Origin of the sequence: Buchnera aphidicola (Meitanaphis flavogallis), assembly GCA_039830035.1 — a bacterium.
In the GTDB taxonomy this organism is placed as follows: domain Bacteria; phylum Pseudomonadota; class Gammaproteobacteria; order Enterobacterales; family Enterobacteriaceae; genus Buchnera_B; species Buchnera_B aphidicola_AZ.
The window spans coordinates 1-17,536 of sequence record CP140038.1; the positions used below are offsets into that span (position 1 = coordinate 1).

16 protein-coding genes are annotated in these 17,536 nt (G+C 24.7%); 14 read left to right on the top strand and 2 right to left on the bottom strand.

What is annotated here, in order from left to right:
• The 9 genes from mnmG to atpC all read left to right on the top strand — a co-directional run bounded on the left by mnmG (nt 1) and on the right by atpC (nt 8,679).
• On the top strand, nt 1-1,884 hold the full coding sequence (gene mnmG, locus U0T59_00005; protein ID XBC43328.1) for a tRNA uridine-5-carboxymethylaminomethyl(34) synthesis enzyme MnmG: 1,884 nt from the start codon (nt 1-3) through the stop codon (nt 1,882-1,884).
• A gap of 287 nt (nt 1,885-2,171) precedes the next feature.
• A complete protein-coding gene (gene atpB, locus U0T59_00010; protein XBC43329.1) occupies nt 2,172-2,990 on the top strand; it encodes a F0F1 ATP synthase subunit A in 819 nt (272 codons plus the stop codon).
• Between the two features lie 34 nt (nt 2,991-3,024).
• A complete protein-coding gene (atpE, locus tag U0T59_00015; GenBank protein ID XBC43330.1) occupies nt 3,025-3,264 on the top strand; it encodes a F0F1 ATP synthase subunit C in 240 nt (79 codons plus the stop codon).
• Between the two features lie 102 nt (nt 3,265-3,366).
• On the top strand, nt 3,367-3,837 hold the full coding sequence (locus U0T59_00020; GenBank protein XBC43331.1) for a F0F1 ATP synthase subunit B: 471 nt from the start codon (nt 3,367-3,369) through the stop codon (nt 3,835-3,837).
• 15 nt (nt 3,838-3,852) lie between these two features.
• Nucleotides 3,853-4,386 carry a F0F1 ATP synthase subunit delta gene (locus U0T59_00025; GenBank protein ID XBC43332.1) on the top strand — a complete coding sequence of 178 codons (534 nt, stop codon included), beginning with the start codon at nt 3,853-3,855 and terminating at the stop codon, nt 4,384-4,386.
• 10 nt (nt 4,387-4,396) lie between these two features.
• A complete protein-coding gene (gene atpA / locus U0T59_00030; protein XBC43333.1) occupies nt 4,397-5,938 on the top strand; it encodes a F0F1 ATP synthase subunit alpha in 1,542 nt (513 codons plus the stop codon).
• 34 nt (nt 5,939-5,972) lie between these two features.
• Complete coding sequence (atpG, locus tag U0T59_00035) at nt 5,973-6,845, top strand: ATP synthase F1 subunit gamma (protein ID XBC43334.1); 873 nt, start codon at nt 5,973-5,975, stop codon at nt 6,843-6,845.
• A gap of 17 nt (nt 6,846-6,862) precedes the next feature.
• Complete coding sequence (gene atpD / locus U0T59_00040) at nt 6,863-8,260, top strand: F0F1 ATP synthase subunit beta (GenBank protein ID XBC43335.1); 1,398 nt, start codon at nt 6,863-6,865, stop codon at nt 8,258-8,260.
• A gap of 14 nt (nt 8,261-8,274) precedes the next feature.
• On the top strand, nt 8,275-8,679 hold the full coding sequence (gene atpC / locus U0T59_00045) for an ATP synthase F1 subunit epsilon (protein ID XBC43336.1): 405 nt from the start codon (nt 8,275-8,277) through the stop codon (nt 8,677-8,679).
• A gap of 150 nt (nt 8,680-8,829) precedes the next feature.
• On the opposite strand, the gene gyrB is transcribed toward atpC, so the two are convergent.
• On the bottom strand, nt 8,830-11,244 hold the full coding sequence (gyrB, locus tag U0T59_00050; protein ID XBC43337.1) for a DNA topoisomerase (ATP-hydrolyzing) subunit B: 2,415 nt from the start codon (nt 11,242-11,244) through the stop codon (nt 8,830-8,832).
• A gap of 38 nt (nt 11,245-11,282) precedes the next feature.
• Nucleotides 11,283-12,398: a DNA polymerase III subunit beta gene (gene dnaN, locus U0T59_00055; GenBank protein ID XBC43338.1), complete on the bottom strand. Its 1,116-nt coding sequence runs from the start codon at nt 12,396-12,398 to the stop codon at nt 11,283-11,285.
• A 634-nt stretch (nt 12,399-13,032) separates the two neighbouring features.
• Between dnaN and rpmH the strand changes: the two genes are divergently transcribed.
• The 5 genes from rpmH (at nt 13,033) to mnmE (ending at nt 16,840) form a co-directional block, all read left to right on the top strand.
• Nucleotides 13,033-13,179, top strand: a complete 147-nt coding sequence (rpmH, locus tag U0T59_00060; GenBank protein ID XBC43339.1) for a 50S ribosomal protein L34 — start codon at nt 13,033-13,035, stop codon at nt 13,177-13,179.
• Between the two features lie 18 nt (nt 13,180-13,197).
• Nucleotides 13,198-13,530, top strand: a complete 333-nt coding sequence (rnpA, locus tag U0T59_00065; GenBank protein ID XBC43340.1) for a ribonuclease P protein component — start codon at nt 13,198-13,200, stop codon at nt 13,528-13,530.
• Entirely contained in the window at nt 13,509-13,766 is a 258-nt protein-coding gene (gene yidD, locus U0T59_00070) for a membrane protein insertion efficiency factor YidD (GenBank protein XBC43341.1), read from the top strand. Before rnpA ends, yidD begins: the two co-directional genes overlap by 22 nt.
• A gap of 2 nt (nt 13,767-13,768) precedes the next feature.
• Nucleotides 13,769-15,358: a membrane protein insertase YidC gene (gene yidC, locus U0T59_00075; GenBank protein XBC43342.1), complete on the top strand. Its 1,590-nt coding sequence runs from the start codon at nt 13,769-13,771 to the stop codon at nt 15,356-15,358.
• Nucleotides 15,359-15,466: 108 nt separating this feature from the next.
• A complete protein-coding gene (gene mnmE / locus U0T59_00080; GenBank protein XBC43343.1) occupies nt 15,467-16,840 on the top strand; it encodes a tRNA uridine-5-carboxymethylaminomethyl(34) synthesis GTPase MnmE in 1,374 nt (457 codons plus the stop codon).
• Nucleotides 16,841-17,536: the final 696 nt, after the last annotated feature.

A 17,536-nucleotide genomic window follows, 5' to 3' on the forward strand; every position in this document is an offset into this window, starting at 1 on the left:
ATGTTATTAAAAACAAAATTCGATGTTATAGTAGTAGGTGGTGGACATTCAGGAACTGAAGCAGCATCAGCAGCTGCCAGAATGGGATATTCTACATTGTTAATTACTCAAGCAATAAATACCATTGGAACTTTATCTTGTAATCCAGCTATTGGTGGAATTGGAAAAGGTCAATTAGTAAAAGAAATTGATGCTTTAGGTGGTATTATGGCAAAAGCTATTGATCAATCAGGTATTCAATTTAGAATTCTAAATTCTAGAAAAGGCCCTGCTGTTCGTTCAACTAGAGCTCAAGCAGATAGAAAAATCTATAATAAAACTATTAAAAACTTTCTTCAATCTCAAAAAAGGTTATCAATATTAGAAGGAGAAGTAAAGGATATTATTATTAAACATTATTGTTCCAAAGGCGTCATAATGTATGATAATACAAAAATTTTTTCTCGATCAGTTATTTTAACTACCGGAACTTTTTTAGGAGGAAAAATTCATATCGGTTTAAATAGTTTTAATGGAGGAAGGATAGGAAATAATGCTTCTATAGATTTAGCATTAAGATTACGTGATTTACCAATAAATATATCAAGATTAAAAACAGGAACACCACCAAGAATAGATCGTAGAACAATTAACTTTAAAAAATTAAAATCTCAATATAGTGACAATCCTTTACCAGTATTTTCTTTTTTAGGATCAATATCAGAACATCCTAAACAAGTTCCATGTCACATTACGTATACTAATGAAATTACTCATGCAATTGTAAAGGAAAATCTTCATCTTAGCGCAACATATTCAGGAATTATAACAGGAAAAGGTCCACGTTACTGTCCTTCTATTGAAGATAAAGTTGTTCGTTTTTCTGAAAAATCAACTCATCAAATTTTTTTAGAACCAGGAAGTTTATCTGGAATTGAAATATATCCTAATGGTATTTCGACTAGTTTTCCAGAAAATATTCAAGAAAAAATTGTGAAATCTATTACAGGATTAGAAAATGCTAAAATTGTCCAGCCTGGATATGCTATTGAATATGATTATCTTGATCCTAGACATCTAAAATTAACTTTAGAAAGTAAATTTATTTCCGGTTTATTTCTAGCAGGACAAATCAACGGAACTACAGGTTATGAAGAAGCAGCCGCTCAAGGATTACTAGCTGGATTAAATGCAGCGTTATATTCATCACATCGAAATGGATGGTTTCCTAAGCGCAATGAAGCTTATCTCGGAGTTCTAATAGATGATTTATGTACTAAAGGAACCAAAGAACCTTATCGCATGTTTACTGCTAGAGCAGAGTATCGATTAACTCTCCGAGAAGATAATGCAGATTTACGTTTAACTGCAATAGGAAAGAAATTAGGTTTAATAAATAAAGAAAGATGGATACGTTATAATCAAAAATTAAAAAATATTAAAGATGAATCAACTCGTTTAGAAAACTTAACAATTAATCCTGTTTTAGATGATATTAATCCACTAAACAAATTACTAAAAACAAAATTAAACTCAAAATCTAACGCAAAAGAACTACTAAAACGACCAGAAATTACATATAATAATTTGATGTCATTAAAAATTTTTGGTCCAGGCATACAAGATATAGAAGCTACTCAACAAATAGAGATTCAAGAAAAATATGAAGGTTATATTTTTCGTCAAAAACAAGAAATTTCTCGATATTTGCATAAAGAAAACATTATACTTACTAAAATAAAGAATTATCATGAAATAAAAGGCTTATCCAATGAAGTAATTGAAAAATTAAATTATTATAAACCTTATTCTATTGGTCAAGCTTCTAGAATTTCCGGTATTACTCCAGCAGCCATTTCTATTTTGCTAATTTATTTAAAAAAATATAATAAATATTCGTTATAAGAATTTTTTATTAAAATAATAGTTCTATTATAACTACCTGGAAAATAATTCAAAATTTAGTTATATTTAATGTTATAAATTCATATTATTTTAAAGAAATATCTTATTTTAATTAACATAAAAAATAAATATTGTGAAATTTTAACTAAATTATATCAGTGATTTTATTTTTTATTAACTCAATATTATTTTTTTAAGTTATAATTATTTATATTACGTTTTTAAATACTATTTATATTTATAAAATTTTTTTAGCGTTCAAATAATTCCAAAAGGTAATATCTAAAATGATCTTAGAAAAAGAGTTTAGTTTATCGCAATATATTAATCATCACTTACATCACTTGCAGCTAAACTTACATACTTTTAAAATTTCAAATGTAAATGAAAATTTTACTAATTTTTGGACTATTAATATTGATTCAATGTTTTTTTCTATCGTTTTAGGATTAATATTTTTAATTTCTTTTTTTAAAATTGCACAACAATGTACAAGTGGTATACCCAACAAACTACAGGCAGCAATTGAATTGACTATTGATTTTGTAAATAAAAGCGTAAACGATGTTTGTAAGAATACTAATTCATTAATTGCTCCTCTATCATTAACTATTTTTTCTTGGATCTTTTTAATGAATTTAATGGATCTTTTACCAATTGATTTTATACCTTTAATTTGTGGATTTCTTTTTGGATTTTCAACTATTAGAATTGTTCCAACAGCTGATATTAATATTACTGTTTCAATGGCATTAGTTATTTTTATTTTAACTATTTATTATGGAATAAAAGTTAAAGGTATAAAAAATTTTCTACAAGATTTAGTAATACAACCATTTCAGCACCCAATATTTTTTATTTTTAATATTTTATTAGAAACTATAAGTTTACTTTCTAAACCTATCTCTTTAAGTTTACGTTTATTTGGAAATATGTATGCTGGTGAAATGATTTTTATTTTGATTTCTGGACTACTTCCATGGTGGACGCAATGGTTACTTAGTCTCCCTTGGGCCATTTTTCATATTTTAATCATTTTTCTTCAGTCTTTTATTTTTATGACATTAACAATAGTATATTTATCTATGGCTTCTAAAAACCACTAATCAATAATTTAAAAAATTTATAAAGGACACTCATATGCAAAGTATAAATACAGATATGCTTTATATGTCGGTTGCTATCATGATAGGATTAGCTGCAATAGGAGCAGCAATTGGAATTGGAATACTTGGTAGTAAATTTTTAGAAGGAACAGCAAGACAACCAGATCTAATACCTTTATTACGTACACAATTTTTTGTTATTATGGGATTAATTGATGCTATTCCTATGATTGCTGTAGGATTAGGTTTATATATGTTATTTGCAATTATATAATATTTTTAAATACGTGCATTTATCTATTTTATTTTTTTATATAATCTTTACGTTATCTATTTAAGTAACGTAAAGAAATTTATTTTTTAGAGGTAAAATATTATGAACCTTAATGCTACTATTTTAGGTCAAGCTATTGCATTTTTTTTGTTTGTTCTTTTTTGTATGAAATATATATGGCCTCCTATTATACACGCTATAAACAATAGACAAAAAGAAATAGCAGATTCTTTATCACATGTCAAAAATAGCAAAAAAGAACTAGATTCTTATCGAAAAAAAATTAATAATGAAGTTGATATTATTAAAAACCAAACCCACGATATGATAAAACAAGTAAAAGCAAAAAAAATTTTTATTTTAAAACAAGCTAACATAGAAGCACAAGAAGAAAGAAAAAAAATTTTAGAAAAAACACAATGTGAAATAAAAGTTATATATCAAAAATTACATCATCAATTAATTCAAGAAATTAGTCAGATTTCTATTAATATTGCTGAAAAAATCATAAGGAACAAAATCGACGATGAAAGTACAAAAAATATTGTTAACAGTCTAATTCAAAAATTATAAAGGATATAAATATTCATGATAAAATTCAAAAGCGTAGCACATCCATATGCTCGAGCAATTCATGAATTTGCCATCTATCATAATACATTAGATTCTTGGCAGAATATGTTACACCACATGGTTTACATATCTAAAAATATTAATATAAAAAAAATAATTTCAAGTATGTCTTTCTTTCAGCAATTATCTGGTTTTTTCATTGCTGTTTGTGGAAAAAAAATAGATAAATATGGAAAAAATTTTATTAAAATTTTAGTAGAAAAAAGACGTTTAATATTACTAGAAAGTATATATTTAGAATTCATTTTTTTACGTAATATTCATGAAAATATTACACATGTGACGATAATATCAGCTTATACCCTAGATGCAAATCAATTAAATTACATTCAAAAAATATTAGAAGAACGTTTATCCAAAAACATTCATATAAAATGTAAAATCAACTCAGATTTAATTAATGGATTTATTATCAAATTTGATGACACAGTTATTAATTTATCTGTTCGACATCAATTAAAAAATTTATTACATTTTTTACAACATTAAGAGAATACAAATGCAATTAAACTCTAATGAAATAAGTGAATTAATAAAAAAAAGAATTGCTGAATTTGATATTACTAGCAATACTTATAATGAAGGAATAATTACTTCAGTAAGTGATGGAATTATACGGATTTATGGTTTATCTAATGTAATGCAAGGAGAAATGATTTTATTACCCAATGATAGATATGCTATAGCATTAAATTTAGAAAGAGATTCTGTAAGTGCAATAATAATGGGTGAATATCAATGTATCTCTGAAGGTACTATAGTTCAATGTACTGGTCGAGTATTTGAAGTTCCAGTAGGTCCTAATTTTTTAGGACGAGTAATAAATACTCTAGGATTACCTATTGATGGAAAAGGGCCCATTCAAGAAAAAAACTTTTTTCCTATAGAATCTTGCGCTCCTAGTGTCATTGATAGAGAAAAAATAAATCAACCACTACAAACAGGATATAAATCTATTGATTCAATGATTCCGATAGGACGTGGACAAAGAGAATTAATTATAGGAGATCGTCAAACCGGAAAAACAGCATTAGCTATTGATACTATTATTAATCAAAAATCATTTAATGTAAAATGTATTTATGTTGTTATTGGGCAAAAATTTTCTACAGTTTCTCATATAGTAAAAAAATTAGAAGATAATAACGCATTAAATCATACAATTGTTATTGTTGCATCTGCTTCTGAAGTAGCTGCTTTACAATATTTAGTACCATATTCTGGATGTGCTATGGGAGAATATTTTAGAGATTGTGGAGAAGATGCTTTAATTGTTTATGATGATTTATCAAAACATGCAGTAGCATATAGACAAATTTCTTTGTTATTAAGGCGTCCTCCAGGAAGAGAAGCATTTCCTGGCGATATTTTTTATCTTCATTCACGATTATTAGAAAGAGCATGCAGAGTAAATAGTGATTATCTTAATCGAAAAATGCAACAAAAGAAAATAAATAGAACAGGTTCACTAACAGCTTTACCTATTATTGAAACTAAAGGAGGAGATGTTTCTTCATTTATACCCACTAATGTTATTTCTATTACTGATGGACAAATATTTCTGGAATCAAATTTGTTTAATTCTGGTATTCGTCCAGCTATTAATCCTGGAATCTCAGTATCTCGGGTCGGTAGCGCTGCTCAACATAAAATTATCCAGAAAGTTTCTTCTGGAGTTCGTACAAGTTTAGCTCAGTATCAAGAATTAGCTTCTTTCTCACAATTTTCATCTGATTTAGATGAAACAACTCGAAATCAATTAATTTATGGAAAAAAATTAATTGAACTTCTCAAACAAAAACAGTATCAGCCTATGTCTATTGCAGAACAATCACTTATTTTATTTTCAGCTAATCAAGGTTTTATAAATGATATTCCTATAGAAAAAATAAAAAATTTTGAAGAAGCGTTGATTTCTTTTGCTCATGAGAAATTTCCTGAATTTATGAAATCTATTAATAAACATGGCGATTTTAACAAAAATATTAATGATAAACTTATTAATATAATTAATATATTTAAATCAAATCAATATTGGTAGTTTTTATAAAACACTAAAATTATATGAGAACTGTATGTCTGATATTAAAGAAATTCGAAATAAAATTAGTTGCATAAAGAATACAAAAAAAATTACAAAGGCGATGGAAATGGTATCTATTTCAAAGATGAAAAAAGCCGAAAATCGTATGAATTTTGGACGTCCATACTTAAATACTATTCAAATAATTATAAATAACATGATAGGTAATAATGCTAATTATCAACACATATATTTAGAAAATAAAGAAGTAAAAAAAATAGGTATTATTGTTATTTCAACAGATCGAGGTTTATGTGGTAGTTTAAACACAATACTTTTTAAAAAAATTACAAAATTCATTTTATCGTATAAAGATAAAAATATTATAAGTTACTTATTTATTCTTGGGTTAAAAGGATTATTATCTTTTCAATCTTTTTCTAAAAATATTATTTACCACAAAAGTAATTTAAAATATGATTATACATTTTTAAATTGTTTAAATGTCATTGATGATCTTTTAAAAAAATATCATGAAAGTAAGCTTGATGGATTATTTTTATCTTATAATCAGTTTAAAAATACTTTTATTCAAACACCTCAAATTATAAAATTATTACCATTATTAAAAAATAATTTAAATATGCAAGATAATAAAAATTGGGATTATATTTATGAATCTAATTCGCAAAGTTTATTAAATGTATTACTCAAGAATTATATAGAATTTCAAATATATCAAGCTATTTTAGAAAATTATGCATGTGAGCAAGTTGCTCGCATGATAGCTATGAAACAAGCTACAGATAATAGTAAGAATTTAATTAAAGAATTACAAATTATTTATAATAAAGCGCGTCAAGATAGTATTACACAAGAACTAACTGAAATTGTTTCAGGTGCTGCTGCAGTTCCATTAAACTAATTAAGAGTATATTTAAAATGACTACTGGAAATATAGTACAAATTATTGGTGCTGTTATTGATGTTGAATTTCCTTATAATGCAGTACCAAAAATTTATAATGCATTATCTGTTAAAAATCAAAATATAGATTTAATTTTAGAAGTACAACAACAATTAGGATCAGGAATAGTTAGAACGATTGCTATGGGATCTTCTGATGGATTAAAAAGAGGATTGTCAGTTATAGATTTAAAACATGGTATTAAAACGCCTGTAGGTACATCAACGTTAGGTCGAATTATAAATGTTTTAGGACAACCTATAGATATGAAAGGTGTACTAAAAAATAAGGATGAAAGTAAAACAGAATATTGGGAAATCCACCGAGCAGCACCTGGATATGAAGAACAATTAAATTCTTATGAAATATTAGAAACAGGTATTAAAGTAATTGATTTAATTTGTCCTTTTTCCAAAGGGGGAAAAGTTGGTTTATTTGGAGGTGCAGGAGTAGGTAAAACAGTAAATATGATGGAATTAATTAGAAACATCGCTATAAAACATACAGGCTACTCAGTTTTTACTGGTGTAGGTGAACGAATACGAGAAGGTAGTGATTTTTATCGCGAAATGAAAGATTCAAAAGTATTAGATAAAGTATCTCTAGTTTATGGTCAAATGAACGAACCTCCTGGAAATAGATTACGAGTAGCTTTTACAGGATTAACTATAGCTGAAAAATTTCGAGATGAAGGAAAAGATGTTTTATTATTTATAGATAATATATATCGTTATACTTTAGCTGGAACAGAAGTATCAGCATTACTAGGACGAATTCCTTCTGCTGTAGGATATCAACCTACATTATCTGAAGAAATGGGTTTACTTCAAGAAAGAATAACTTCAACTAAATTAGGATCAATTACTTCTATACAAGCTGTGTATGTTCCTGCTGACGATTTAACAGATCCTTCCCCAGCTACTACATTTGTACATTTAGATTCAACTATAACACTTAGTCGTCAAATAGCGTCATTGGGAATATATCCTTCTATTGACCCTTTAAATTCTACAAGTCGTCAATTAGATCCTCAAATTGTAGGACAAGAACACTATGATGTTGCAACAGGCGTACAATCTATCTTACAAAAATATCGAGAACTTAAAGATATTATTACTATATTAGGTATGGATGAATTGTCTGAGGAAGACAAATTACTAGTGTCGCGAGCTAGAAAAATTCAAAAATTTTTGTCTCAACCTTTTTTTGTAGCAGAAATTTTTACTGGTTTTTTAGGAAAATACGTTACTTTAAAAGATACAATTCGTGGTTTTAAAAAAATTCTTAGTGGTAATTTAGATGATTATCCAGAACAAGCGTTTTATATGGTAGGTACCATAGACGAAGTTATAGAAAAATCAAAAAAATTATAAATTGGATGTAAATTATGATGTGTCATTTAAATATAACAAGTCCCGAAGAATTTATTTATTTTTCATCAATAAAAAAAATTCAAGTTTTAGGAAGTACAGGAAACTTGGGTATATATCCGGGGCATTTACAATTACTATCATTTATTAAATCGGGTATTTTATATGTATTAGATCAAAATAATAAAATGAATTATATTTATTTATCAGGAGGTATTATAGAGATACAACCTGAAACAATAAATATTTTAACCGATATTATTTATAAAATATTAAAATTAGATCGAAAATCTATTATTAAAATAGAATATATCATAAAACAAAAAATAAAAAACAGTTTTATTAAACATAAAAAAAAGTTATTGCAAACATTATCTTATGAGTTAAGCAAAATAAATTCTAATAATGTTCTAAAAATTTAATTTAAATACACAACTAATTTTTTATAAAAGAGAGCCAATATAATTTTGCGGCAGAGAATGGAATTCATATAGTTGTTCCTGTCGCTTTCTAGATTAATGAAAAAATTAGAGTTGTAAATGTAAAATCTATTATAATATTTTAAATCAATCTTATGTATCAATATTTTTTGCTTTTAATGCATATAATTCGATAAATAACTTTCTTGGTTCGACAGCATCTCCCATAAGAGTATTAAACAATTTATTAGTACTCTCAAAATTATGAATAGTAATATTAAGCATGCGCCTTGTATCAGGATTCATTGTTGTTTTCCATAATTGTTCTGGATTCATTTCTCCTAGTCCTTTATATCTTTGAATATATACATTTTTTAGAGAATTTTTAGTTAAAATTTGCAGAGTTCTTTCAAAATTACTAATAGAATAATATTTACCATTTTGTTCTATAAATATATTATTTTTCTTTAGATTTTGTAACTTATTTCCTAAAAGACAAATTTTTTGATATTCATAACTGTTCCAAAATTCATATTGAAAATGATATTGTTTTTCTTTTCTTTTTTCTTTTTTTAAAATATATAATTCAAATGCACTATTAATTGAGTCATATATGATATTAAAAGAATAATTAGAAGTATTATTTGATTTAGCACTTAAACTATCTGTAAAGTTTTTTGCCCAATATGTTATATTATTTTTGTTATTTAATGGATCTAATCTGGAATGATAGAGTAATTCATTAAGAATTATTGATGAAAAATTATGTTTTATTTGATCAAATATTATTTGAATAGTTTTATACTGTAATATTAATTTTCTTAATTCTTTAGAAGAATTAGTTACAATATTTACGTTACAAGTAGATTTTAAAATTGTACTTTCTAAAATTAATTGTATTTTATATTTTTCCATTTCTACATCATCTTTAATATATCTTTCTTTTTTATTTTTCGTTACCTTATACAATGGAGGTTGAGCAATATATAAATGTCCACGTTTAATTATTTCAGGCATATAACGATAAAAAAACGTTAATAATAAAGTTCTAATATGAGATCCATCAACATCTGCATCTGTCATAATAATTATACGATGATATCTTAATTTATTGGGATTATATTCATTTTCTCCTATTCCACATCCTAATGCTGTAATTAATGATGTTACTTCTTGCGAAGATAACATCTTTTCAAATTTTGCTTTTTCTACGTTAAGAATTTTTCCTTTAAGAGGGAGAATTGCTTGATTTTTTCGATTTCTAGCTTGTTTGGCAGATCCTCCTGCAGAATCTCCTTCTACTAAGTAAATTTCTGATAAATTAGGATCTTTTTCTTGACAATCAGCTAGCTTTCCAGGTAGTGTTGATAAGTCTGAAAATCCTTTTTTTCTAGTAATTTCTCTTGCTCGACGTGCTGCATTTCTTATTCGAGAAGCTTCTAAAATTTTTGTAATAATACTTTTGGCATCATGAGGATTTTCTAAAAGAAATTCTATTAAATGTTCATTTACTAAAGATTCTACTACTGATTTTACTTCTGACGAAACCAACTTATTTTTAGTTTGAGAAGAAAATTTAGGATCACTAATTTTAATTGATATAACGGCCATTAATCCTTCTCTTGAATCTTCTCCTGTGATATTAATTTTATTTTTCTTGGTATATCCTTCTTTGTCTATATAATTGTTTATTGTACGAGTTAATGCTGATCGAAAACCAGCTAAATGCGTACCACCATCTTGTTGAGGAATATTATTAGTAAAACAATATATATTTTCTTGAAATCCATCATGCCATTTCATAGCAATTTCTACTTCAATATTATCTTTTTCAGAAGAAAAATAAAATGTTTTAGAGTGAATAACTTTTTTTTGTTTGCTTAAAAAATAAACGAATTCTTTTAATCCTCCTTGATGACAGTAGTTTTCATGAACATTTTTAGAAATATCATATAAATGTATTGAAATATGAGAATTTAAGAATGAAAGTTCTCGTAATCTTTTAGATAAAATATCAACGTTAAATTTAATAATATTTGTAAAAATAGTTAAATCTGGCCAAAATCTTATTTTTGTACCTTTTAGTTTAGTATGTCCTATAATAGATAATGGATTTTGAGGATTTCCATTATGATATATTTGTTGATAGATTTTTTTATCTCTATAAATGTTTAATTCTAGTTTTTCTGACAATGCATTTACTACTGAAATACCTACTCCATGCAATCCTCCTGAAATTTTATAAGAAGTATTATCAAATTTCCCTCCAGCATGAAGTACTGTCATAATAACTTCTGCTGCAGAAACTCCTTCTTCTTTATGAATGTCAGTAGGTATTCCTCTACCGTCATCTTGAATAGATACGGAATTATCAGTATGTATAGTAACAATTATTTTTTTGCAAAATCCAGCTAATGCTTCATCTATAGAATTATCTACTACCTCAAAAACCATATGATGTAAACCAGTTCCATCGTCTATGTTTCCTATATACATTCCTGGACGTTTTCTAACAGCATCTAAACCTTTCAGAATTTTAATATTTAATGAACTATAAGAATTTGACATTATTATTCCCAATACATTTTTCAAAAATGTTTATACTTTTACATTCTTAATGGCATTAAAATATATACAGATTTGTAACTATGATTGTCTATATAATTTTTTTGTTGAATTTGTATACTAAAATTAACGTCATTGATCAATAAACATACTTCATTACTTTCAATTACATTTAAAACATCTAACATGTAACGCGCATTAATAGATATTTCTATATTAGTGTTGATATAAAGTATTTCTAGTAATTCATATGCTTTTTCATCATATTGATTACTGGTAGTAATTTTTAGTTGATTTTTGTTATTTTTTATTAAAACTCCTCGAAACATTTCATTAGAGAGAACTATTATTCGAGATAACGCTTGTTTAAATAATAGTGTATTAACAATAATTTTTTTATTAGAATGCTGTAATATAATAGATGAGTATTGTGGAAATTTTGCTTCAATTACTTTACTTGTAAAAATAATATCATCAATATGTATTTGAAAATAATTGTTATTCATACTAATGGAAATAGGTGTTGATGTATTATTTAATAACCGAAATAATTCAATGACACCTTTTCTTGGTAATATAACAGAATAATACTTAAATAAATGTTTTAATGGTGTTTTGCATATTGCCATACGATAGCCATCGGTTGCTATTGCATATAAATGTTGATTTTTTATTTCTAAAAATAATCCGTTAAGAAAATGTCGAAAATCCTGAACAGCCATAGAAAATTGAGTAGCAAAAATTATATTTTTGAATGTATTTTGTAAAATAGAAAAATTAATTTGATATTTTATTGTTTGGAAATTAGGGAAATCAATAGTGGGTAATGTTGCTAATGAATAGTAGCTGTTTTGTGAAAGAACTTTTATTTTATCAATTTTTAATAATACAGTTATATCAGAATTATCAGGTAATTTTCTACATACGGAAAATATTTTTTTTCCTGATACAGTTATACTTCCTGGTATACAAGAAAAAATTTTAGATGTTTGAACCTGAATTTCTAGTTCTAAGTTAGTGGAAGTTAGAAATAAAGTATTATTTTTTACTTCTATTAAAATATTTTCAAGTATAGGATGTAAAGTGTTTTTTGTAATTAAATTATTTATTTTTTGTAAAGAACACAAAAGATCTTTCTTTTTAATTGTAAATTTCATTAATTTATTGAAATTATATTATGAATGCATCATTTTGTAAAATTATAGTATTTTAATTTACAAAATAAATGCTATTTATGAAATTAAATAAATTTTTTATATTTAAAAATATAGTTAATTGTTTATTAAAATAATATCAGTTTCATATATTTTAATCTAGAAATAAACTAAAAGTGATATATATAAATATTAGTTATATAAATGAAGTACATTTTTTATTTGAGATATTTAGTAATTAATAATTCATTATTCTAATTGTAAGAATAATATAATAAATATGTTATGAAATAGTAAACTAAAACAATTTTTTAAAAATTCTAAATTTCAAAGTATATATAAACGTATATAAAATATATTTAATTTTTCATAAATATGAAACACATATAATTAAAAATTTGGAATATTAAATTCTGAATACATTTAAAAATTGTTATTACTAAAATATTTTATATTTTTAAGTAATATTTATTGTTGATAGTACTGGATGAACATAAATTTTTTATTTATAATATTATTATATGAATATTCTAGCAATACAGTATTTTTATTTTTTTAAATAAACAATTATTTTGTATAATTAAGCTATATATTTTTTATTAAATATTAACATTCGTTAGATTAGGACATCGAAAAAATGAAACGAACTTTCCAGCCTTCTGTACTGAAAAGAAATAAATCTCATGGTTTTAGAATGCGAATGAGTACAAAAAATGGTCGTCATATTTTATCACGTCGACGTTCCAAATGTAGAATTCGTCTTACTGTTTCCTCTATCAAATAATATATTCATGATAAATTTTTGTTTAAAAAAAAAATGAAATTGTTAACTACTTTACATTTTCAATATGTCTTTAATCATGCTTGTAAAATTACATGTAAAGAATTAACAATATTAAAACGTAATAATACACTCAATTTTCCTCGTTTAGGAATGATTTTATCAAAAAAAAACATTAAATATTCGTGTAAAAGAAATCAAATTAAGCGAATAATTCGAGAAAGTTTTAGATTAAATCAATATAAATTAATTAATTCAGATTTTATAGTAATTGCCAATGCTAGTTCTGCAATTACAAATCGTAAATTATTGGCACAAAAATTGGAAAATTTATGGGTTTATTATCATCAATAATTTCCAGATTTTTTATTTTAATAATTTTATTTTATCAACGGTTTATTAGTATTTTATTCATATCAAATTGTCGATTTAAACCAACTTGTTCAAATTATGCTTTGTCTGCATTATATAACTTTAATTTAATAAAAGGATGTTATTTAATAATAAAAAGAATATTAAAATGTCATCCTTTACATCCTGGTGGTTGCGATGAAATACCAAAAACAGCTAGAAGTAAAAGAGAAAATTGAATATGGATTTACAACGTAGTTTTTTCATTTTTGTATTTTTTTTTGTGTTGTTTCTAGTTTTAGCAACATGGAATTTTAATACTGATTCTCATATTCATGTACCATTATATCAAAGTCATAATGTTGATTCAGTTAATAATTACAATAAAAATAGTATTTCGGTTACTACAAATGTTTTACGTGTAAAAATTAATTTAGAAGGTGGAGATATAGAGCAAGCCCAACTGTTGCGTTTTAAAGATAAATTAAATTCTTCTAAACCATTAATTTTACTAGATAACACAAGAAATTTTATATACAAAACAAAAAGTGGATTCATTAGAAAAAATTCTTTAGATGATTGGAATGTTAAAAAAAAACCAATTTATATTACTCAAAAAAAACACTTTAAATTAAAAAAAAATCAGAAAGAAATACATATACCGTTACTGTGGACTTCACGCGAGGGAACAACGTACATTAAAACATTTATTTTTAAATCTAATTCATATGACATAGATGTTAAATATAAAATATATAATAAAACCAAAAAAAATATAGAAATATCTTTTTTTGGAGGATTACAACAAAGTATTACTATTCCTGATAAAAAAGATACGAGTAATAATAATTTTTCCTTGCAGACTTTTCGAGGCGCAGCATATTCTACTGATAGTGTAAAATATGAAAAATATCCATTTGACTCTATTTTTAAACAAAATCATTTAAATGTTGTTACTCATAATGGATGGATAGCAATGTTACAACAATATTTTGTTACAGCTTGGATTCCAGATAATATTTCATTGAATACTTTTTATACTACCAAAGTTGGTAGTGATGTGATTGAAGTTGGATTTTATTCTCATACAATAAATATTAAACCGAATAGTCAAATTACATATAGTTCAAAATTATGGATAGGACCAGAAATTCAAGAAGAAATGGCTCAATCAGCTCCTAACCTTGATTTAACTGTAGATTATGGATATTTATGGTTTCTTTCTCAACCTTTATTTAAATTATTAAAGTTTTTATATAATATTGTTGGTAATTGGGGTGTATCTATTATTTTGATTACTTTTATTATAAGAGGAATAATGTATCCTTTAACTAAATCCCAATACACAACTATGACTAAAATAAAAAAAATACAACCTAAAATTGATCAAATAAAGAAAAATTATGAAAATAATAAACAAAAAATGAGTGAGAAAATATTGGAATTATATAACTTTGAAAAAGTTAATCCTTTAGGTGGCTGCTTTCCTTTGTTAATACAAATGCCTATTTTTTTAGCATTATATTATATGCTAATTAGTTCAGTAGAATTACGACATGCACCGTTTGTTTTTTGGATTAAAGATTTATCAGATCAAGATCCATATTATGTGTTACCATTCTTAATGGGTCTAACGATGTTTTTAATTCAAATTATTACACCTAATAATATATCAGATCCTATTCAAAGAAAAGTTATGCATATTGTACCAATGGTATTTACAATATTTTTTTTATGGTTTCCTTCTGGACTAGTAATATACTATATTACTAGTAATTTAGTTACTATCATTCAACAAAAATATATTTTAAATTATTTGAAGGATTACTAGTAAATTTACATAAATAATGATTCAAAATAGTGAAATGATCAATTTTTTATTTAAATAATATAGAATAACGTTTGTATTTATAAATATTTTAAGGAATTATTTTAAAATATGAATTTTAAAAATGATACCATTGTATCTAAAGTAACACCTGAGGTTCAATGTAATATTGGAATTATTAGAATTTCTGGATCTTTAGCATCTCAAGCTTCTGTAAAGATATTAAGAAAAATACCTTTAGCGAGATATGCTAGCTACCTTCCATTTTTTGATATATCAGGTCAAATATTAGATTATGGAATTGCATTGTGGTTTCCTAGTCCACGTTCTTTTACTGGTGAAGATGTTTTAGAATTACAAGGACACGGTAATCCCATTATAATGGATTTGTTAATTTGTAATATACTTTCTATTCCTAATATTCGGTTAGCAAAACCAGGAGAATTTTCTGAACGAGCTTTTTTAAATGAAAAAATAGATTTAGTTCAAGCAGAATCAATAGTTGATTTAATTAATGCTACTTCTGAACGAGCAGTACGTGCTGCTGTAAAGTCTTTGCAAGGTGTATTTTCTTTTCATATTAATAAGTTAATTAAAAAAATTAATAACCTTCGAGTTATTATAGAAACATCGATTAATTTTTCTGAAGATGAAGTAAATATAAGTTATGAACAAAATATTGTAAGTAACATTGATAAAATTATTGATTTACTTGAAAATATTTATAATATGTCTACTCAGGGAGTAATATTACGTAAAGGAATAAAAATAGTTATATGTGGTCATCCTAATTCAGGAAAATCAAGTTTACTAAATTCTTTATTATGTACTCATCGTGCAATAGTAACTGATATACCAGGTACTACTCGTGATGTTATTTATGAACGTATTAGTATTAATGGTCTATTATTTAATTTAGTAGATACAGCTGGTTTACGTTTAACTAATCATGTAATTGAACGCATAGGAATAGAATTTGCTTGGAAAGAAATTAATTTAGCTGATCATATATTATATGTTGTTGATGGATCTTCTAATTATAATGATCAAATTACCACTTATACTAATTTTATTAAAACATTATCAAATGATGTAAGTGTTACTGTTGTCTTCAATAAATTAGATCTCCAAAACTTTAATGTTAATACTGAACATTTAAAAACAAAAAATTATATATGTACATCAACAAAAATTGGAAAAGGAATTAAAGAATTACGAAAACATTTATATAATACTTTTAAAATTAATAATTTTTTTTGTAATAATGAAAATATTTTTTTAGCTAGACAGCGTCATATTAATATTTTGTTGAATGTTTTAAATTTTTTGAAAACGAGTAAAGATAATTGGAAACAACATGGTAATATTGAGTTATTAGCAGAAGATATGCTTTTTTGTCAAAATCAATTAAATAATATTACTGGTTGTTATACTTCAGATCAATTATTATCTGATATTTTTTCCAAATTTTGTATTGGAAAATAACGATATTTTATTTAATAATTTTTTATTAAAAGTTGTGTATAAAAATTATAATCTTTTTTCTTATACAGAAACTTTATTAACAGTACCTAAAAGTAGTCTGGATATAATATGACAGAACTGAAACGTATATAATATTACAATATTTATTACAGGTTTAAAGAACAATAAAAGATATATTGGAAACTTCGTAAAGTTTACGTTATATTCTATGCTTTATAAATTGTTCTGGTATTGATTTTTTAAAATTTGATATAGAACTAAAAATAATTCCAATTGGTTAAGAAGACTTTACATTAGAAAATATTTTTATATTTTTATAATATTTTTTGATTTAAAATATAGATTTTTTATGAGAAGATTTATATCGTTATAAAAGATATTATGAATTTCCTATCTATAGACTTTAATGTTTTATTTTTTTTTAATAGAATAATTAGTAATATTTTTGCAAAGTTTTAATATCTATGGAAGAAATCGTTAAAAAAGATTGAAAAGAACTCATGAATGTAATTATTTTAGGAAAAGTTGAATATATATATAATATTAAAGTATGGATATGTATTAAAAAACAGAAAATACATAATATATGTACTTCCATTAAATATATAAATTCAGATAGGATGATGTTTTTTACTTTTCTAAAAATTTTTATTTTAAATTATTACTTTATATTGCTTAATAATAAATTATAAAAAA